Here is an 18,706-nt window from a genome sequence, read left to right as displayed (position 1 = left end):
TCTAGAGCAGATTCGCATCCTCAATGAGGATGGCCCACAAGTGGCCCACGATCAAGCTTCTAGTGACCTCGTGGTGTGATGACACCTGGATCGTCGATGTGATCAAAACTGTCGGTGGGTCGCCATACAGTGGTCGGCACCCCCGAGAGTGAGGAAATGCATGATGGAGCTGCGACAGCTCATCGGACGCATCGGTGAGACCTACGACCGCTCACTCAGGATGTCGGGCGAGGCACAGCAACTCTTGCGACAAGCCGGCACTGAACTTCGCCAGTGGATCCCGGCCGGCTATCTCCCCGTTGGCAGCGGAGGCAAGGGGGCCGCCGCCTTCGTCCCTTGGATCTCCATCTTCGATCGGGACGAAACCGACACGGCCAGGCACGGCATGTACGTCGTCTACCTGTTCGCACAGGACATGCAGACCGTCTCATTGGGCTTGAACCAGGGGGTCACCGAGCTCGTCGATCGATACGGAACGGCCCGGGGCAGGCAACTCCTCAAGGATCAGGCCGACGCCATCAGGGCCGCTCTCCCCGCAGAACTGACCGTAGGGCTCGATGCGACGATCAACCTGAACACTAGGGCTCCGCTTCCGCTCCACTATGAGTACGGCAACATCCTGGCCTCGACCTACAAGCTTTCCGACCTGCCTGACGAGAACACCATGGTTGCGGACCTTCAGCGGTTCGTTCACCTGTACCAAGAAGCTCTCGCCGTCCGCGAAGAAATCCGGCAGACCACACCGGGCAAGATCGTCACTACCATCCAAAACCCTTCGCCTGCACCTGACAAGCCGGGGGAGTTCAAGCCCAAGAACGCGGCCGACTACGTAGCGACCGTCACAGCACGGACGCTCACTAAGAGCCGTATGCACGAAACGGTCGTCCGCGAGTACGGCGAGTTCTTGATCAAAATTGGCCTGACACCTAACACTGCGGTGCACCCGCGGGACATGACCGTTGTCCATAGCGGTGACGAATGGCTGATGGAGGTCAAGGTAGTCCGGCGTGGCAACGCTGTTAATGCCACTCGGGAGGCTATCGGCCAACTACTGGCCTACCGGCACTTCCTCTACCCAGGGCGTACGGACAAGGTCAAGATGCTCGCAGTCTTCAACGAGAACATCGGCGATGCCTGTGTTGATCTCTTGGAGACGTTGCATATCTCCAGCGTGTGGCGCGAGGGTGCCGGTTGGGCCGGCTCTCAGACCGCGAAATCTGCCGACCTCTGCTCGTAGTCGACGGCTTTGCAGACCTGCCGTGAAACTACCCTAACCAGCAGAAATACCCACCAAAGAGTTATTTCGGTATAAATTCGACATGACCAGGCGCGGGGAGCCTTAGGCGAGTCAAGTCGGCCAGTCGCCGGCAAATCCAGAAGAATATTCTGCGAACCCTTACCCGAGTCCTACCGGTGGAACTTAAACCAAGTGGCGGATTTTCCTCCAATAGGGCACACTCTTTAGACATGCAAACACTGCTTGACTGCCCTCACCTGAAGTTGCTCTTCGAACACAGTGATCCATTCATAGGCCATAACCGCGTCCTACCCTTACCTGCTCCACAGGAAAGAAGTTCTCTCGCAACGGATCAAGTTGCACTGAAGAACTATTGGATCATGTCGCTAATCAACCGCTCATTCGGTGCGGGCATCGCGCATGTCTATACGTTACGCCGAACAATTCTTGAACTTAACTTCATCGACACTTACGCGCCATACTCCCTCCTAAGAAGTTCTCTGGAGTCATTCGCGCAAACCGTATGGCTACTTAGCGGAAGTACACGAGAAGAACGACGCACACGAATCTTACAAGCTTGGGCCTCCGACTACAAAGAGCGGCAAAATTACGAGACGGCCGTGGGGCACGTGGTAGTCCCGCCCGCCAAAAGCGGCAGCGATCGCCGTGACGAAGTAATCGCGCATGCAAAGAGCCTGGGGCTACCAGCGGATCGGGTCGGCAACGAGCTGTATATTAGTAAAACAATTCGGCAAGCCGTAGACTTCATGGGCCACTCAGGCGATCAAGCGGTTGCTGCCTGGCGCATGGCTTCAGCATTCGCGCACGGCAAGCTGTGGCCGACACTGCGCAGTTCAGAGGTCACTAGTGCTACTCCCATACAGGACGGGGCATGGATTGGCGTAGTCATAGACGACACAAATCTTGACGAAGTAGCGATGTGGTGCGACCGCTTATTGGAGCATACAATTATGCTATTCAATGCACGTGCGCAACGATGACCGATTGAATGGTCATTCCCGATACCGCGACACCCATTCGGCATCACAGAGGGCGCCCTATAGGGGCTAATCTAGCATCGCTATTGCGTCAACTTTAAAACTGGGTCATCGGGAATTTTCAGATCACTTCGCGCCTGGCTGCCGAATTCTTCAAGGACTGTTCGAGCGCTGAGGAATTCCTCATCTAGCCTAGCAACCTTGTCGAGAGAAAGCATGGCCTCAAGAGCCTTTTTCCTTGCCGGCTCTGTACCAAAGAGCTGAACTGCCACATAACGCTCTTGAAGAGAGTCCATCCAATCATGATCAGGTTCTGGATTGTATCCAGAATCTGAATAACGGGCGTTGTACACCATATTAAAATGGCGTTCCCACTCCTGCATGAATTCTATGTAGGCTTCGCGCCGGTGATCATACGATCGGGCAACGTCTTCACGGGCCCATACTTGACGTTCACGCTCACGCTCACGTTCCCACTGCTTCAACTCACGTCGATCTGCTCTGCGTTGGGTGACGAGGACTCCCAGTAGGGCTAGGACTCCACCGATGACCCCTGAAACGATCTGTGGCCACATAAAGGACAGGGTCGCGCCAAGAGCTACGGCTGCGCAAGGTCTGCGTCATTATTATATTCCATCGACATAGGCCGATACTCCGCTACGTCACTGCGGTGAGCTTCGCCCATGGGATGTCAGCGGCCTCGATGATCTGATCAGGGCCGATGAATCGGGATGCCACCAGGACCCCAGCGTCGTGAGCCGCCTGACCCGCATGGCTCGCCGAAGCATCCTCAATGAGCCATGGCGTCAGATGGTCACCGTAGTCGAATGCATCAACCGCGGTTTTAAGGACACAGCTTTCCGTTGCGATTCCGCAGACATAGATATCGGTCCATCCGTGGCTGCGTACGAGGGCTATTCCTTCTTCATTGAAAAAGCTGTATACGGTCTTATCGACTACAGCCGTTGCCTTGTTCGCGTATGGGATAAGTTCGGCGACGATATCTGTTTCGGGGGATCCCATGAGCTTGGACCATTTGAACAGCCGCTCGAAGTTGCTTCCCGCATAATTGAAGTACCGAGTGAAAACCACATCGCCGCCCGCAGCTTGCCAGCGACTCACTACGTTCACGATGACTGGAATCACGTGGGCCGATTGCTCACGCACAAACCCGTTCTGGACATCCACCACGACCAGAACCGCGGAACTGTTGAACACGGGCTTACCTTTCGCTGGTTTCTCTGAGGATGTCGATCGCTTGGGAAAGGTGGCCGATAAGGCCGCTCGTGTCCAGGATCGCAGTGCGCATAGACCTATGTTGCCCGGTTTCTTGTGGACGGGCGTTCGTCAATCGGGAGCGGACGCCCCGCAGGAAACGCCAGCTATACGGTTCGGGTACTTCAGGGTCCATGCCCTGCTCTACCTGCCGGTTGATGTACTCGCAGTACGCCCACATGGCTTGGGTAGCCAGCTCAATGGTGACAAGCTCGTCTTCGGCCAGCGCACGCCGGGGGGCGGTAGGGCAGTACACGACTCCAGACCAAGAGGCGTATCCGATCGATATCCCCTTGATTCCAAAGGGAATCATTTCCGCTGGCTCGTATCCTTCGGCCAGCAAGGAGCGTTCAACCAGTTCCGCATGCGCGAGTGACGCCTCTGTAGCCTCTGAGTCTCTTTCTAAGAGCACTCGTGGCGCACACATGATGCGGAGCGCTGCATCCATCTCATGCCCTGGCCATGACGGCCGGTGAAGCCAATAAGTGCTCAGTACATAGGATGCCTCGACCAACGCTCCTGTCAGATCAGAAAGGCGCCTTGAGGCCCATTCCAACTCTCTGGCGTATGTCTTCCTGCGCCATACGGCCAAGCGTGCGATGTTGGGAAGTTCAAGTTCCTCGACGACATGGAAGATAGCAACGCCGAACGGCCATACGTAGAGGCGACATCCTCCCTCGGCGTGCACCATGTCTGCCGCATGACATTCAAGACCACATTGGGGAGGATTCTCGGCGACTACTCCCCTGGCGACAAGCGCGTCAACCTGTTCAGCGCCAATGTAAGCCGCAACGAACTTATGAGAACGGACCCCGAACTCTTCGCCATTAGTAGGGGAAGCCGGTTCGATGTCTCCAAAAAGGTCCTGGACCGTGGCCTCGTAGACAAGGCAGTACAGCTCGACATAGAGCGGGTCTCGGCAAGCAGCACGGCCCGTTTCATGCCGATATAGGGCTTTTTCGATCGTCCCAAGCTCCGGGACGCTTAGCCCTCGATCCCTGCCAACCCGCTCAAGCTCCCGCGCTGCCCGATTGCGGCTCCATCCGAGCGCCTGACGTTTGGCAACCAGGACGTTGTTCGGGGCGAACTGCTTACTGCCGGCACGTACGCTCTCTCCGGACATGGGGGATGTCCCTTCGCGTCTATTCGCGTCGTCTACTGCTTACCGGACGTCACAGCAACTCTTGAGGCGTGAAAGAAAACGCCAGATCAGCCGGAGTTGCCCGGCTCCCGCCGAGCCTCTGCGGAAGCCGTGGCAGGAAGTCGTTCCAAGAGGGTTGTCACAGCCTTCTCAGCTGCGGACAGAGCTTCCCGAGTCTGCCGCAGCTGTCCACGAACCTCTTCCAACTCGCCCCTCAGATCTTCCGGCAGCATGTCCGGCGCCGACCGAACAACGGTGCCACTGCCCGGCCGGATCGTCACTCGGCCTTCAGCTTGAAGCAGCCGCACAGCCGCTTGAGCGGTGTTGACCACGACTCCGTACCTCTCGGCAAGCTGCCGATAGGAGGGCAGTCGAGTACCGGGGGCCAACCGTCCCTCTGCAATGTCAGTGCGCAGAACCGCGGCGAGCTTCTTGCTCGCATGACGGTCTGCATCCTCGCGAGGACTCTGCTTCTCCACGGATCAAGCGTACTTAACCGTCTTACGACAGAGGGCTTGACGGGCTACCCACCTCTAATTACTGTCTTAAGACAGATAGAGCGTCTCAAGACACTCGTCTCGAAGGGATCACCGTGTACTCCGACCGCAACCCCCGCCGTTTCCTGCTGATCCTGCTCGCGGCTCTCGCCCTGTTCTTCGTCATCCGCGAACCGGCCAAAGCTGCGGTCCTCACAACGCACGCCGTCAACGGCCTGATGGCCGCGGCCGACTCGCTGGTGACCTTCGCCTCCAGCTTCGGCTGATCAATCCACGCAAACGGGGCGACCCTCAATCCGCCAAGACCCAGGGCCGCCCCTTCACTCCCGCAAAGGAGCACAACCATCATGACCCGCCCGTTCAGCGTGGCCAAGTCCGACGGATGTACGTCGGATTGCCGCAACGGCCAGATCTGGAACCCGGCTTCCGGCCCATATCCATGTCCGTTCTGCCAGGACAACAACGGCGCTGTCAAGGACAACCGGTGACCGGCCCCGCGCGTCGACGCCCCGCGCTGGCCCTGCTGGAGGCACTGACCGTGGGCATGCCGCGCCATCTCACCAAGGAGGCGGCCTGCGGGTTCGATCCCGAGTTGCACACCGGCCCGGACGCCTTCACCGACGAGCCCGCCGACGAGCGGGCGGCGCGGGAGCAGGTGGCCCGTGAAGTGTGCGCGGGCTGCCCGGTGTGGGCCTCGTGCCTGTTCTATGCCCTGGACACGCGCCCGCAGACGGGTGTGTGGGCAGGCCTGACAGCCGAGGAACTCCGAGCGATGTCCGCGCCGGAGGCCGCCGGTTCGGCGCGGGGGGTGGCGTGATGGACGTCCGTTACTTCACCGTCACGGCGCCGGCGCCGTGGAACAAGTCCGGCAAGGCCAAGATTACGGTTCGGACGGGCGGCGCCTACGACATGTACGCATGCGTCGGCAACAACCGCGCCGGGATGTCCACCGACGAAGCGTGGGCGCTGTGTGTGGCGCTGGGCAACGCCCTGACCGTCAGCTTCGGCCCGGCCCCGGACTGGGCCACGACCCAGCAGGACGGGGGCAAACAATGAGCCGCATCCTCGCCCGATTCTTCGACCCGACCGGCAAGCGGTACGGGCTGCCGTCGTGGCCGTGGCAGATGGCGCCCGCGCACCTGCTCACGATGCGCCAGCTGGCCGCGCGGGGGCTTCGCCCCGGTGGTCAGGAGGTGCAGGGACAGATCCTGTGGGCCTCGCGCCGCTACCACGCCCGCGGCGGGGTGCGTGCCGCCTACCTGTATGACGTGCGTCTGGCCCTGCCCAAGCGCAGCGCCACCCCCCGCCAACTGCACGCGCTGGGCAAGGCCCTGGCCGCCCGCCGCACCTGCCCCGCCTGTACGCGGGACGTCGGCTACGTGCTGGCCCGCCACCTCGGCATCTGCAACGACTGCGCTGAAAGGAGCGCCGCATGACCACCCCGACCAACACCGCGAGCAATGCCCCGTCCACCAACGGCGCCGACCCCAAGCAGGCCACCCGCGCCCTGTGCATCCTCGTCACCGTGCAGAGCGGCCGCGGGGAGATATCCACCACTAGCCACGACCTGATCGTTCCGGTCGGCATGCGCCATAACGACCTGCTGACGCACGTGATGAAGGAGCGCATCCCCGAGCACCTGCGCGGCAACTCCGTCGTGCTGCACTACTCCGTTCACCCGGCGGTGGTCACGTGAAGACCGTCACCCGGCGCGACTGGTGGACGATCGCCGGCGTCGGTGTCGTTGCCGCCGCCGCGGTCATCGCCTCCTTCACCGCTCAAGCGGGATTGGGACGCCTGGCCGGATGGGATGCAGCCCTGCCCCTGCCCGGCGGCCTCGAAATCTCGCTGTCGTGGCTGCTGCCGTTGTGTGTGGACGCCTACGGCGCGGTGGCCACCCGGATCACCGTCAACGCCAAGTACAGCGCTGAGACCCGCCGGCATGCGCTGATCCACGCGGTCGGCGCCGTGGTGGTGTCCATCATCGGCAACGCCATCTATCACGCTCTGGAAGCCAAGGTGCTGCTGCTGGGCAGTTCCCGGTGGGTGCTGGTGGTGGCGGTCAGCATGGTGCCGCCGGTGGCGCTCGGTGCGCTGGCCCACCTGATGGCGCTGTGCGCCCGCGACGACACCCACACCGAACCCGCGCCCACCGTATCCCCGGCCCGTACGGACGACGCGCCTACAGCGGAGCCGTCACGTCCGGCGCCCGTATGGCAGGAATCCGTACGGGCAGACGAACTCACCCGCCTGCCGTACGCGGCGACCATGCCCGATACGGGTCCGGCGCCGCGAGCGGTGGCCGCCGCCCGCACGGGCGTGGTGGAGCTGGCCACTGTACGGGCCGACCGTACGGCCAAGCAGGACGCCACGCCCACCGGCAAGGCGGAGCGTACGGAGCGTGTGGACCGTACGGCCTTCATCGCCGAACTTGCGTGGCAGATCCGTACGGCCGAAGCAGCCGGCAGCCGGTGGGAGCCGGACTACGACGAGCTTGAGGCCCGTTCGGGATATCGCCGCTCGTGGTGTGAGAAGGCCGTACGGGACGCGCGGACGCTGGCCGCCCATGACAAGCCGGCCACCGCCGAGAGCTTGAACAGCTCCCATGACGCTGACGAGCACACCGGATATGGCGCCGGTGAGGGCGAGGTGGCCCAGTGAGCCGCCGCCGTAATAGCCCGTTGCTGGTCACGATGGCCATCCTGTCGGCCACGGTCGGGCATCTGATCAAGCTGGCCGTGTTGTCGGCCACGGTCGGGCTGCTGGTCGGCCTGCTGGCCCCGTGGCCCCCCTCGGTGGCGGTGTGGCTGTCTGGCTTCACCGCCGGGCTGATCGCCGCCCCGCTGGTCCACTGGCTTGGCGTGCTGGCCGTACGGCTGTCGCGTCCCGCTGCCGCCCATACGGACGGCAGCAACCGTACGGGTGCCCGTACACGGCGCGGAGGTCGGTGATAGTGATGTCCGAACCCCGCACGGTGTACGTCATCACCGACGCCGCTCCGCGTACGGCTTGCCCCGGTTCTGTACACGCCCGCCCCGTACGCCGGGTGAGTGTGTTGGTGCGCGCTGTCGTGGCGGTGGCTGCCCTGCTGTTGGTGTACGGGCTGATCCCGGATGTGTACGGCTGCCGCTGGTGGCTGTACGGCGCGGTGCTCGGCTGGCTCACCTGGCCGCGGCTGGCCCGTATGCGAGCGTTCGCGGGGCTGGTGCTCGGCGCGCTGGATGCGCTGGTGGCCGCCATGCTCGGCACCCGCCGCCTGGTCTATCTGGCCGCTCTGCTGCGCCAGGCCGTACGCGAAACCCGAACCTCCTCCCGGCCCGCCGACGCCGACCGGGACGACGACGATGCCTCTTCTCCAGAAGGAGACCCTTCGTGAGCACTCCCGACAACAACACCGCCAAGCCGGGCCGGAGCCGTATCCCGGAGCTGTCGTCCATCCCGTGGCAAGGCCCTTCGGCGATCACCCGCTACGCCCAGGTCGGCCGCAACCTCGCCCGTGACCTCGGTGAAGAGTTCGCTCTGGGCAGCGATGAGCTGTATGCGGTGCTGATCCGCAGCTTCAAGGGCCACCCGGTGCTGAGCGTGTTCGGCGCCCCGGACGTGCGCCGGCGTGCCCGCCGGGTGGTCAAGCGGCTCAAGCGCGCCGCCGAACTGCAGCGCGGCGCCGGGGTGGAGCTGGTGAAGTTCCACGCCCAGTTCCGCAAGGAGTTCGTCGAGGTGCTGCCGCCGGCCAAGCCCGAAAAGCGGCGCCAGGAATTCAACTGGAAGGAGGAAGCCTGATGGCCGGCCGCACGACGACCACGCCGCCGCCCGCGACGCTGCCCGCGGTCCCGGACTCCTCTTCCTGGGAGCAGGTGGCCACGCGCGAGGTGTCCAAGGCACTGCTGTACTTCCCGCCCTGGCTGGTCGGCTTGCTGCTATTCGGGCTCGGCGCTGGTTTCCACTTCACGCTGCGCAGCGATGACCCGCAGACCGTGGCGTGGACCACCGCGCTGGTCATCACCTGTGTGCTGGTGCTCACCGCGCTGACCTGGCGTCAGTCGCACGCTCGTAGCCTGACCGGGCGGGCGCACACCACGCTGACCACGCTGGCCGGTGGGCTGTGGGTGTGCGCGGCCACCATCAACGGCCCCGCCACCACCGTCACCGGCCGGCTGATCCTGATCGGCGGGGTGGCGTTCGCGCTGTCGTTCAACATCCGCACCGTGATCCGGACCAAGCAGATCGACGTCAACGGCGCGGTGGCCGACCCGCTGGGGTTCTTGTTCGGCCGCGGCGCCGAGAAGGCCGGCATGCCTTCGGTGCAGGCCCGCACCATCCAAGCCAGCGCGCACAAGGTGACCGGCGAAGTCCAGCTTGCAGAGGGCCGTCAGGTCGCCGATGACCTGCAAAAGAAGGTCCCCTACGTCGAATCGGGGATCGGGCTGCCGCCCGGCTCCATCGTCACCAGCGTCGATCCCGACGACGCGAGCAAGGCCAAGGTGGTCATCTCCGATCCGCGGGTGATGAAGCAGCCTGTTCCCTGGCCCGGCCCGTCCCGCGTCGGTGTCTCCATCGCCGAGCCGGTACGGCCCGGCCTGTGGCAGGACCTGGACGAAGTCGCCTATGTCATCGTCGGCCACCACGTGCAGATCATGGGCAAGACCGGCGCGGGCAAGTCCATCGGCGGCGCCTGGAACCTGCTGGGGGAGATCGTCACCCGCCGGGACGTGGCCGTGTTCGCCATCGACATCACCAAGGGTGAGCAGACGCTCGGCCCGCTCAAGGCCGCCCTGCACCGGCTGGAGACCACCAAAGAGGGCGCCAAGGACCTGCTGACCGAGATGCAGGCCAAGATCAAGCCGCGCACCGACCTGCTGTCCGGCAAGGGCCTGCAGAAGTGGACCGAAGGGTGCGGGCTGACCTACTGGGTGCTGTGGCTGGAGGAGTTCCCCGACATCTACGACGCCCTGACCGACAAGCAGCAAGAGCAGTTCCTGTCGCTGATCAAGGCGATTCGCAGCGCCGGCGGCACCGTGGTGCTGTCCCTGCAGCGCAGCGACTGGACCCAGATGCCCACCATCGCCCGCGGCCAGCTCGCCAAGATGTGCTTCGGCGTCGATTCGGCCGCCGATGCGACCTTCGGCCTGTCCGAGGCCCAAGAAGATGCCGGGTGCCGGCCGGAGCTGTGGAGCAACAAGCAGCCCGGCATGGCCTACCTGGACGCCCCGTCCATTCCCGATGACCGGATCACGATGCCGATGCGTACCTACGCCTGGGGCATGACCGCCGCCGGCGCTTTCGACGACGAACGCGCCAACGAGCAGATGCGCGCCCACGCCGCCGCCTTCCCCGCCATCCACAAGCAGATCGACCCCATGACCGCCGGACTGTCCCGGCTGTCGGCCACCGCGCTGGCCAGCCCCGCACCGCTGCCCGCCATCCACGACGGCACCGCCGCCGACACGGCCGGCGATGACGACCCCGACGACGATGAGGAGGTGCGCAACGTCGCCACCGAGTACCTGAACACCGACGACCCCGACCCCCAGGTGAACGTCAGCCTCGATGACGAGATCACCGACTTCCCCGAAGGGGAACCGCCGCTGACCTTCGCCCCGCCCGAGCCCAAGATGACCCCGGAACAGCGCGGCGCGGCGCTCATGGACCGCCTGCACGAACTGTGGGACGACGGCGCCCGCGACGTCGGCACCGGCGACTTCAAGGTGCTGTGGGAGACCACCGACATCTCCCGCGCCTGGTTCCAAAAGCAGATGAGACGCCTGTCGGAGGCGGGCGTCATCGGCGCCTACGACGACGACCGGCAGCGCTACCTCATGGAGACACGACCCGAACTGCCCTGACGCCAAGATCCCGTGGCCCCCCGTGCGGGGCCACGGGCGGGGGCTGGGGGAGAGAGTTACAGCTCACAGCAGAGGCCACAGCACGTGGCCCCCCGCGTGGCCCCCCTCTGTGGCCCCCTGCGTGGCCCCCCATCGGCTGAGGCGTGGCCCCCCTGGTGGCCCCCTCAAAACAAGATCAAAAACTTTCGCGGACGCATCCCACGCGCAGCCGTGCGCGCGAGCCTGCCCGCACCCACCCACCCACCCACCCACCCGGAAGGACAACCCCGGACATGAACCCGCTGCGACTCACCCCGCCCCAATGGCGCACCCTGCGCTACCTGGCCACCTACAGCGCCACCGCCACCCGCGTCGGCTTCCTGACCAAACAGCTCTGCGCCGCTACCGGCGCCACCGACGCCGACCTGACCGGCCTGGCCGACCTCGGCCACATCACCGGCCGCCTGCACGGCAGCGGCGACGCCCCCTCCCCGGGCACCGTGCGCAGCGCCCGCGCCAGCCGGAAACTGCGCATCCACCTCACCCCCGCCGGTAAGAGCGCTGCCGCGACCGTTGATGCCGGCTACCGCGCTCTGCTCCATCTCGCCTACGGGCCCAAGCCCGCCCAGATGCTGCAGCACGACGCCGGCGTCGCGGACGACACCCTTACCCAACTCCACCGGCACGGCCTCGTCCACACCGTCCCCGGCGGCGGGGCTCCCTTACTTGCCCTCACCCGCACCGGCCACCTGTACACCGAGCCCTTCAACCGGCAGGAGCAGCCATGACCAGCCCGTCCATTCTGACCACGCTCGCGACCATCGCCGTCTGCCTGACCGCCCTGGCGATGCTCGCTCTCATCCTCCTGGCGTCCTACCGGGTCAGCCTCAAGCGCCACCCCTACACCCAGTGCCGCCCCTGCCAAGGCACCGGCCAGCGTCGCAGCCGCCTGTTCGCGCACTCCTTCGGCTACTGCCCCGACTGCACCGGCACCGGCCGCAGAACCCGCCTCGGCGTCCGCCTGCTCAACATCCGCTAACCCCCGACCACACCACATCGACAAGGGAAGCCTCCACATGAGTTCCGCGCTGCTCACAGCCGTGTTCCTGGCCGCCGCCCTGACCACCACCTCCTGCGGCAGCCCACCGCCTCCTCCCGCATCCAAAACCGACCGCGCCGGGCTCGTCATGGGCACCAAGAACGACCGGGTCCTGATGATCGGCATCGCAAACCGCGCGGCGGCCTTCGAACGGTCCGCCACACCCGCCCAAATCCGGGCCTGCACCCGACGGACCACCATGGCCTACCCCGCGTGCCTGCCCCCAATGAGCTGACCGGCTCTCACGCCAGTTCACCGACCGGCCTCATCCCAAGGAGAACCGTCATGAGTGTCACCGCCCGAACCTGCCTGATCATCACCTGCACCCGCTGCGGTGAGGTCAACGACGAATGCCAGGCCATCCACGCCGACACCATCGACGACGTGCGCGCCTGGTTCAGCGACTGGCAGTGGAGCAACCCCGACACCCCCGAGCTGTGCCCCGGCTGCGTCGCTGACCTCGACTGCGAGCGCGACGGCCACCAGTGGAAGCCCTGGCAGTCCGCCACCATCCCCGGCCGCGAGCACATCCGCTTCCGCTCCTGCGCGCACTGCTCGGACCTGGAGCATGCCGCATGAGCGCAAACGGCAAGCCCTACCGGCTGTGGAAAGGCCGTGTCTCCCTCGACTGGAGCAAGCGTCCCTTCCTGCGCCACCGCACCGGCTGCGTCCTGTGCTGCGAGGAACACGTCGCCACCCGCCCCGGCTCACCACCCCGCCACCCGAAGAACTGCACCAACTGCATGACCTTGACCGGGCCATCGTCCCGGTCGACGTTCCCGGCGCGCACCCCGAACGTCACTTCCACTCAAAGGAGGGCTGCCTGATGGGCCGTCGCCAGTTGCTGATGCCGACACTCCCGGGCATGCCCGACGCTGTCACCGGTCGCCCCCTCAAAGCTGCAACCCGGCCGCCGCTACGCACTCTGGACCAGGCCATCGCCCGCAGTCACGACATCATCACCGAGGCCCTGGACCGGTATCCCATCGTCGCTCGGCAAGCGCTCGTGTCCGGCGGCAACGACTCCATGGTGCTGCTGCACCTGGTGCGCCCTTACCTCGACTCCTCTGCCGATGACGCGGTGGTGCACGTCAACACCGGCATCGGCATCGACGACACCCGCCAGCACGTCCGCGCCATCGCCGCCGCGTGGAACCTGCCGCTGCGGGAGCTGCACCCGCGCGACTCCTACGAAGACCTCATCCTCGGCCAGGTCATCGCCCGCACCGGCCCCAATGCCGGAATCCGCCCGGTGTGGAAGGGCTTCCCCGGCCCGGCCGGGCACAGCGTGATGTACCGGCGGCTGAAGAACGAACCCCTCCAACGCAACCGCGCCGCCATCGTCGGCACCCATGGCCGGTCCCGCAAAGTGCTCTACCTGGCCGGGATGCGCTGGGATGAGTCCGACCGGCGCTTCCGCACCGCCGCCGAGATCGACCCCGACGGCGGCATCATCTGGTGCTCGCCGCTGGCGCACTGGACCAACACCCAGATGCGCGAGTACCGGGACCGCTACCTCATCCCGCGTAACCCGGTCGCCGACCACCTGCACATGTCCGGCGAATGCCTGTGCGGCGCCTACGCCAAACCGAACGAGCTGGAGGAGATCGAGTTCTTCTATCCCAAGACCGCCTACCGCATCCGCTCCCTGGAAAAGCGCGCCGAAGCCGCCGGGATCCCGGCATGCAAGTGGGGCCAGGCCCCGCCCAGCGGTACCCAGCCCACGCCCGGCAGCATCGCCGGACGACTGTGCTCCTCCTGTCCTGCGCCCCTGGCCGGGCAAACCGACCTGATGGACCTGTGGGTCCAACAAGGACTTCTCACCCCGGCCACGCCCACCTCCTGCACACCTCCCGCCCCGCCCACCGTGGTTCAACTTCCCACCCCGACCACCGGCAAGTCCGCCATCCTCCACACGGTTCAAAAGGCCGGGTCATGATCGGGCGCACCTACCTGGAGCGCGGGGAGGGCAGCATGACCGCCGCCACCAATCCGATGCGCTACGCCCTGGCCGCCGCCGCCCGCGGCTGGCACGTCTTCCCCGTCTCTGTCGCCGACAAGCCGCCCGCGCGTGGCTTCACCGACTGGGAGGCCAACGCCACCACCGAGGCCGACCTGATCCGCCGCTGGTGGACGCGAGCCCCGTACAACATCGGCATCGCCTGCGGCCCCTCCCGACTGGTCGTGGTGGACCTCGACAAACCCAAACCCGGAATGGAGGGGCTTCGCCCCCCGTCCCCCTGGGACCTGCCGGGGGTGACCGAAGGCGCGGACGTGCTTGCTCTGCTGTTCGACCGAGCCGACGAGCCCTTGCCGTTCGAGACCTTCACCGTCCGCACCCGCCGCGCCGGAACCCACCTCTACTACAGCGCCCCCGACAACATCCGGCTCGGCAACACCGAAGGCGACCAGGGCAACGGGCTCGGATGGCTGATCGACACCCGCGCATGCGGCGGCTACGTCCTCGGCCCCGGCAGCTACGTCAACCTCCCCGACGGCACCGGCACCTACGAGGTACTACACAACACCACCCCCGCCCCACTACCCCCCCTCCTGTTTCAGCAGCTTGTCCCCCCACCCCGACCGGCATCCCAACCGGCACGGATGTCCCTGCCCGACACCCGGCAGGGCGCCTACCTGCGCGCGGCCATCACCCGCGAACTGCGACGCGTCGCCGACGCTCCGATAGGCCAGCGCAACGGATCGCTCTACCTCGCCGCCATCGCCCTGGGACAACTCGTCGCCGGCGGCTCGCTCTCCGAGTCCGAGGTGACAACCCTGCTGGAACAGGAGGGGGGCGCCGCCGGGCTGAGCCCCGCCGAAACGCTCCGCACCGTCGCCTCCGGCCTACGCGCCGGCGCCAAACGCCCCCGGACGGTCGCCGCATGACCACCCCGCCCACGCACACGGGAGCCGACCCCATGCCCGAACCCGAGCGCCACGGCGCGACCCTGCTGGACGCCCTGCTCGCCGCGCTCACCCGCTACGTCATCCTGCCCAGCCCTGAGGCCGCCGACGCAGTGGTGCTGTGGATCGCCGCCACCCACGCCCAACCCGCCTGGGCACACGCCCCCCGCCTGGTCATCCGCGCCCCGGAAAAGCGGTGCGGCAAATCCCGGCTGCTCGACGTGGTCGAGGCGTGCTGCCACGCACCGTTCATCACCGTCAACTCCTCGTCCGCCGCGGTATACCGCTCGATCAGCGAGGACCCGCCCACCATGCTCGTAGACGAAGCCGACACCATCTTCGGGCCGAAAGCCGACGGGAACGAGGACCTGCGCGGCCTTCTCAACGCCGGCCACCAGCGCAACCGGCCCGCCAAACGCTACGACGCCAACGCCAACCGAGTGGAATCCATCCCCACCTTCGCCATGGCCGCACTCGCCGGCATCGGCGCCATGCCCGACACCATCGAAGACCGCGCCGTCGTCGTCCGCATGCGCCGCCGCGGCCCCGGCGAAACCGTCGCCCCCTACCGCCACCGCCGCGACCGGCCCGCGCTGCGCCAGCTCGCCGAAGACCTCAATCTGTGGCTACGCGCCGACCTGGCCACCCTGGAACAGGCCGAACCGCCCATGCCCGTCGAAGACCGCGCCGCCGACACCTGGGAACCCCTGGTCGCCGTCGCCGACCACGCCGGCGGACACTGGCCCGACCGCGCCCGCGCCGCAGTGCTCGCACTCACCGCCGAGGCCGACGACAACGGCGAAACCTCCAACCGAGTACGGCTGCTGGCCGACTGCCGCACCGCGTTCGCCACCGACACCGCCCTACCCACCGCGACCCTGTTGGAGCGGCTCAAAGCCGACCCGGAAGCCCCATGGGCCGACTACGGGCCCGCTGGACTGACCGCGATGAAGCTGGGCGTGATCCTGCGCGAGTACGACATCAGATCGGCCACGATCCGCTTCCCCACCGGGCAGGCCAAGGGTTACCAGCGCATCGACTTCGCCGACGCCTGGACACGATACTGCCCGGCCATTGCCCCCCTTCCCGAGGGGGAGTTGCTCAACTTCACCCGGGGAAGCCGTACCGGCCGTACCACGGTCAACAGCGCAGGTCAGGGCGATGAGGCTTACATCCCCGGTACGGCTTAAGCCGTACCACCGAAAAGGCCGTACCAGCCCTGACCAGCCAAAACAGGGCTGGTACGGCAGGTACGGCTACCCCTGCCAAAAGCTCCCCTGCGCGGTCCAAGACGTACCGACTCCCGCCCGAAAGGCAGTCGCGACCATGACAACGCGAGCCAAGACCATGCTCACCATCGCTGACGTTCTCGATGAGATCGACGTCCCGAAGTCCACCTTCTACCGCTGGTTGAACACAGGGCGCGGACCCAAGTCCCTCAAGCTCCCCAACGGCAAGCGCAAGATCCGCCGTGGCGACCTGGACGCCTGGCTTACCACCTTCGAGCAGACCGCAGCCTAGGAGGCCCCATGGAGACCTTGGACGTTGTCATCTGGAACATCAGGCACCGCAAGGGCAGGGCGAAGCCGTACGAACTTCGTTGGAAGGTCGGCAGCGAACCGAAGTCCAAGTCGTTTCTGACACGTGCGCTGGCTGACCACTTCCGCGCCGACCTGCTCAAGGCCGCTAAGAAGGGCGAGTCGTTCGATACCGTCACCGGCCTGCCCGCATCCATGCTCAAGACGGAAAAGGCTGTCATGAGCTGGTACGACTTCGCCCACAAGTACGTGGCCATGCGCTGGAAAGACGCCGCCGCAAAGACCAGGGAAAGCATCGTGGACAGCCTCACCGTCACCACATTCGCCCTGCTCGACGGGGAAGCGTCCGACCTGCCTAAGAAGGACATCAGAGCTGCGATGCAATGGGCACTGATCCCACGGGAGGAAGACGCGGCCGTTCCTCCCCGCATTGAGGTCGCTGTGCGGCTTCTCCGAAAGGGCACGCTAGCCGTGAGAGAGCTGGAAGACCCCATCGTCATACGCCGGGTGAGTGAGGAACTCGCTCTCACACGCGACGGCAAACGCGCCGCGGCTGACACTACGGCACGACGCCGCCGAGGACTGAACACCGCCCTCGAATACGCCATTGACCTCGATGAACTGTCAGAGAACCCGCTCAAGCGCGTGAAACGAAAGAAGATCGTCCGAGACGTTTCGATTGACCGACGTTGCGTGGTCAACCCTGCGCAGGCTCGCGAACTGCTCATCAGCGCGTCCTACGTCGGGAGCTGGCGCCGCGCCCGAGGCCGCCGCCTGATGGCATTCTTCGCCACGCTCTACTACGCGGGCGTAAGGCCCGCCGAGGCTGTTGGACTCAGGAAAGCCGACTGCCAATTGCCCGAGAACGGATGGGGACTTCTCACCCTCGAAATCACGCGTCCCAGCAGCGGGAAGCAATGGACCGACAGCGGGGACGTCCACGACAAACGCGGACTCAAGCAGCGCGACGAACGCGCCGTACGGTTCGTGCCGATCCCGCCCGAACTCGTGGCCATACTGTGCGCCCACCTGGAAGAGTTCGGCACGGCCCCGGACGGCCGGCTCTTCCGCAACGAACGCGGCGGCGTACTCGGCGCCTCCACCTACTCACGAGCGTGGGAGGAGTCCCGACGCTTCGCCTTCACCCCGCAACAGGTCGCATCCCCTCTCGCGGGGAAGCCCTATGACCTGCGGCACGCGGCCCTGTCCACCTGGCTCAACGTGGGAGTCGACCCGACGACGGTGGCCGAACGCGCCGGCAACAGTGTGGAAGTTCTGCTCAAGCGCTACGCCAAGTGCCTGGACGGGCGAGACGAGCAGATCAACCAGCGCATAGAAGCGGCACTCAAGACGTGATCGAAGTTGGCCCACAGGTGGCCCACAGCCAGTGAGCGCCAATGAGAACGGGCGGGACTCCGTGAGACTGGAGACCCGCCCGTTCCTATGCCGTTCACCCTGGTCAGCGCCTAGAAGACGCTGGTCTGGATCGTGTGCCCCCTGCAGGATTCGAACCTGCGCACCCGGCTCCGGAGGCCGGTGCTCTATCCCCTGAGCTAAGGGGGCGCGACGCGTCATAAGGCTACCAGTAAACGGGGGCCGGTCCGCACCACATGAAGCTCTGCTCGGACATCCCTCGAAAACCGCACGTGACCCCCCTTCCAGGGGTTAGCTTCGTGGCCGTGGGCGAGGATCTGGGCAGAGTTCTGGTTGTAGACGATGATGAGGTCATCCGGCAGCTCATCGCGGTCAATCTGACCCTTGAGGGGTTTGAGGTGGCGACCGCGACCGATGGGCAGGACTGTCTGGATCGGGTGCGGGATGTGATGCCTGATGTCATCACGCTGGATGTGATGATGCCGCGCCTGGACGGGTGGGTGACGGCGTCGCGGTTGCGCGGCGAGGAGGACACCAGCCACATCAAGGTGGTGCTGATCACCGCCAGGGCGCAGGAGGATGATCGGCGGCGCGGGCTCGGGATCGGGGTCGACGCCTATCTGACGAAGCCGTTCGATCCGGCGGAGCTGATCCAGGTGGTCCGCGATCTGGCGGCCACGGCCCGCGCCTGAACCACCTCTGGGCGACCCGCGATTCGGTCTGGACGGACCCCGCAGGTCGGTCTGGGCGACCTCGCAGGTCGAACCGCGCTGCGTTCCCGCGCGGGGCCAGGGGATCCGCAAGATACGGCAAGCCAC

The 18,706-nt window shown here is 65.6% G+C and carries 26 protein-coding genes and 1 tRNA gene; 22 read left to right on the top strand and 5 right to left on the bottom strand.

Translation table 11 applies throughout. The annotated features are described in order from the left end of the window. Positions 1-160 precede the first annotated feature (160 nt). Both ABZ911_RS02655 and ABZ911_RS02650 read left to right on the top strand, forming a co-directional pair. The gene (locus ABZ911_RS02655) at positions 161-1,237 is read left to right on the top strand and encodes a DUF3578 domain-containing protein (protein ID WP_358050907.1); all 1,077 of its coding nucleotides are present in this window, start codon (positions 161-163) and stop codon (positions 1,235-1,237) included. 380 nt (positions 1,238-1,617) lie between these two features. Beyond that, positions 1,618-2,238, top strand: a complete 621-nt coding sequence (locus ABZ911_RS02650; RefSeq protein ID WP_358050904.1) for a hypothetical protein — start codon at positions 1,618-1,620, stop codon at positions 2,236-2,238. A gap of 80 nt (positions 2,239-2,318) precedes the next feature. Here ABZ911_RS02650 and ABZ911_RS02645 read toward each other — a convergent pair whose 3' ends face one another. The 4 genes from ABZ911_RS02645 to ABZ911_RS02630 form a co-directional block, all read right to left on the bottom strand. Continuing rightward, positions 2,319-2,810, bottom strand: coding sequence for a hypothetical protein (locus tag ABZ911_RS02645; RefSeq protein ID WP_358050901.1), 492 nt, complete (start codon positions 2,808-2,810; stop codon positions 2,319-2,321). 82 nt (positions 2,811-2,892) lie between these two features. Then, positions 2,893-3,453, bottom strand: coding sequence for an isochorismatase family cysteine hydrolase (locus ABZ911_RS02640; protein WP_358050899.1), 561 nt, complete (start codon positions 3,451-3,453; stop codon positions 2,893-2,895). Between the two features lie 4 nt (positions 3,454-3,457). After that, a complete protein-coding gene (locus ABZ911_RS02635; protein WP_358050896.1) occupies positions 3,458-4,633 on the bottom strand; it encodes a hypothetical protein in 1,176 nt (391 codons plus the stop codon). An 86-nt stretch (positions 4,634-4,719) separates the two neighbouring features. Then, positions 4,720-5,130 carry a GntR family transcriptional regulator gene (locus ABZ911_RS02630; protein ID WP_358050893.1) on the bottom strand — a complete coding sequence of 137 codons (411 nt, stop codon included), beginning with the start codon at positions 5,128-5,130 and terminating at the stop codon, positions 4,720-4,722. Between the two features lie 113 nt (positions 5,131-5,243). On the opposite strand from ABZ911_RS02630, the gene ABZ911_RS02625 reads away from it, so the two are divergent. The 19 genes from ABZ911_RS02625 to ABZ911_RS02535 all read left to right on the top strand — a co-directional run bounded on the left by ABZ911_RS02625 (position 5,244) and on the right by ABZ911_RS02535 (position 17,870). After that, positions 5,244-5,414, top strand: a complete 171-nt coding sequence (locus ABZ911_RS02625) for a hypothetical protein (RefSeq protein WP_358050890.1) — start codon at positions 5,244-5,246, stop codon at positions 5,412-5,414. 218 nt (positions 5,415-5,632) lie between these two features. Further along, positions 5,633-5,965 carry a WhiB family transcriptional regulator gene (locus ABZ911_RS02620; protein ID WP_358050887.1) on the top strand — a complete coding sequence of 111 codons (333 nt, stop codon included), beginning with the start codon at positions 5,633-5,635 and terminating at the stop codon, positions 5,963-5,965. Then, positions 5,965-6,204, top strand: a complete 240-nt coding sequence (locus tag ABZ911_RS02615) for a hypothetical protein (protein WP_358050884.1) — start codon at positions 5,965-5,967, stop codon at positions 6,202-6,204. The genes ABZ911_RS02620 and ABZ911_RS02615 overlap by 1 nt, the downstream gene beginning before the upstream one ends. Next, on the top strand, positions 6,201-6,584 hold the full coding sequence (locus ABZ911_RS02610; protein WP_358050881.1) for an RRQRL motif-containing zinc-binding protein: 384 nt from the start codon (positions 6,201-6,203) through the stop codon (positions 6,582-6,584). The genes ABZ911_RS02615 and ABZ911_RS02610 overlap by 4 nt, the downstream gene beginning before the upstream one ends. Beyond that, positions 6,581-6,844: a hypothetical protein gene (locus ABZ911_RS02605; RefSeq protein ID WP_358050878.1), complete on the top strand. Its 264-nt coding sequence runs from the start codon at positions 6,581-6,583 to the stop codon at positions 6,842-6,844. Before ABZ911_RS02610 ends, ABZ911_RS02605 begins: the two co-directional genes overlap by 4 nt. Continuing rightward, entirely contained in the window at positions 6,841-7,809 is a 969-nt protein-coding gene (locus ABZ911_RS02600; RefSeq protein WP_358050875.1) for a DUF2637 domain-containing protein, read from the top strand. The genes ABZ911_RS02605 and ABZ911_RS02600 overlap by 4 nt, the downstream gene beginning before the upstream one ends. Next, positions 7,806-8,099 carry a hypothetical protein gene (locus tag ABZ911_RS02595; RefSeq protein ID WP_358050872.1) on the top strand — a complete coding sequence of 98 codons (294 nt, stop codon included), beginning with the start codon at positions 7,806-7,808 and terminating at the stop codon, positions 8,097-8,099. The genes ABZ911_RS02600 and ABZ911_RS02595 overlap by 4 nt, the downstream gene beginning before the upstream one ends. A gap of 5 nt (positions 8,100-8,104) precedes the next feature. Continuing rightward, positions 8,105-8,524, top strand: coding sequence for a hypothetical protein (locus ABZ911_RS02590; protein WP_358050869.1), 420 nt, complete (start codon positions 8,105-8,107; stop codon positions 8,522-8,524). Continuing rightward, the gene (locus tag ABZ911_RS02585; protein ID WP_358050865.1) at positions 8,521-8,928 is read left to right on the top strand and encodes a hypothetical protein; all 408 of its coding nucleotides are present in this window, start codon (positions 8,521-8,523) and stop codon (positions 8,926-8,928) included. The genes ABZ911_RS02590 and ABZ911_RS02585 overlap by 4 nt, the downstream gene beginning before the upstream one ends. Continuing rightward, positions 8,928-10,991 (top strand): hypothetical protein, encoded by a 2,064-nt coding sequence (locus tag ABZ911_RS02580; RefSeq protein WP_358050862.1) that lies wholly within the window; start codon positions 8,928-8,930, stop codon positions 10,989-10,991. The genes ABZ911_RS02585 and ABZ911_RS02580 overlap by 1 nt, the downstream gene beginning before the upstream one ends. A gap of 272 nt (positions 10,992-11,263) precedes the next feature. Next, positions 11,264-11,758: a hypothetical protein gene (locus ABZ911_RS02575; RefSeq protein WP_358050859.1), complete on the top strand. Its 495-nt coding sequence runs from the start codon at positions 11,264-11,266 to the stop codon at positions 11,756-11,758. Beyond that, the gene (locus ABZ911_RS02570) at positions 11,755-12,009 is read left to right on the top strand and encodes a hypothetical protein (protein ID WP_358050857.1); all 255 of its coding nucleotides are present in this window, start codon (positions 11,755-11,757) and stop codon (positions 12,007-12,009) included. The genes ABZ911_RS02575 and ABZ911_RS02570 overlap by 4 nt, the downstream gene beginning before the upstream one ends. 37 nt (positions 12,010-12,046) lie before the next feature. After that, positions 12,047-12,304: a hypothetical protein gene (locus tag ABZ911_RS02565; RefSeq protein ID WP_358050854.1), complete on the top strand. Its 258-nt coding sequence runs from the start codon at positions 12,047-12,049 to the stop codon at positions 12,302-12,304. Positions 12,305-12,354: 50 nt separating this feature from the next. After that, the gene (locus tag ABZ911_RS02560; protein ID WP_358050851.1) at positions 12,355-12,648 is read left to right on the top strand and encodes a hypothetical protein; all 294 of its coding nucleotides are present in this window, start codon (positions 12,355-12,357) and stop codon (positions 12,646-12,648) included. Between the two features lie 286 nt (positions 12,649-12,934). Continuing rightward, complete coding sequence (locus tag ABZ911_RS02555) at positions 12,935-14,008, top strand: phosphoadenosine phosphosulfate reductase family protein (protein WP_358050849.1); 1,074 nt, start codon at positions 12,935-12,937, stop codon at positions 14,006-14,008. Beyond that, positions 14,005-14,958 (top strand): bifunctional DNA primase/polymerase, encoded by a 954-nt coding sequence (locus tag ABZ911_RS02550; protein ID WP_358050846.1) that lies wholly within the window; start codon positions 14,005-14,007, stop codon positions 14,956-14,958. Before ABZ911_RS02555 ends, ABZ911_RS02550 begins: the two co-directional genes overlap by 4 nt. Further along, on the top strand, positions 14,955-16,166 hold the full coding sequence (locus ABZ911_RS02545) for a DUF3631 domain-containing protein (RefSeq protein ID WP_358050843.1): 1,212 nt from the start codon (positions 14,955-14,957) through the stop codon (positions 16,164-16,166). Before ABZ911_RS02550 ends, ABZ911_RS02545 begins: the two co-directional genes overlap by 4 nt. 136 nt (positions 16,167-16,302) lie before the next feature. Then, a complete protein-coding gene (locus ABZ911_RS02540; RefSeq protein WP_358050840.1) occupies positions 16,303-16,497 on the top strand; it encodes a helix-turn-helix domain-containing protein in 195 nt (64 codons plus the stop codon). Positions 16,498-16,505: 8 nt separating this feature from the next. Continuing rightward, positions 16,506-17,870: a site-specific integrase gene (locus ABZ911_RS02535; protein WP_358050837.1), complete on the top strand. Its 1,365-nt coding sequence runs from the start codon at positions 16,506-16,508 to the stop codon at positions 17,868-17,870. 135 nt (positions 17,871-18,005) lie between these two features. On the opposite strand, the gene ABZ911_RS02530 is transcribed toward ABZ911_RS02535, so the two are convergent. Further along, positions 18,006-18,077: transfer RNA gene (locus ABZ911_RS02530), tRNA-Arg, on the bottom strand. Positions 18,078-18,193: 116 nt separating this feature from the next. On the opposite strand from ABZ911_RS02530, the gene ABZ911_RS02525 reads away from it, so the two are divergent. After that, positions 18,194-18,580: a response regulator gene (locus ABZ911_RS02525; RefSeq protein WP_358050835.1), complete on the top strand. Its 387-nt coding sequence runs from the start codon at positions 18,194-18,196 to the stop codon at positions 18,578-18,580. Positions 18,581-18,706 lie beyond the last annotated feature (126 nt).

Source organism: Nonomuraea sp. NPDC046570 (genome assembly GCF_040645915.1).
GTDB lineage: Bacteria > Actinomycetota > Actinomycetes > Streptosporangiales > Streptosporangiaceae > Nonomuraea.
This window is presented reverse-complemented; position numbering and strand designations above follow the sequence as displayed.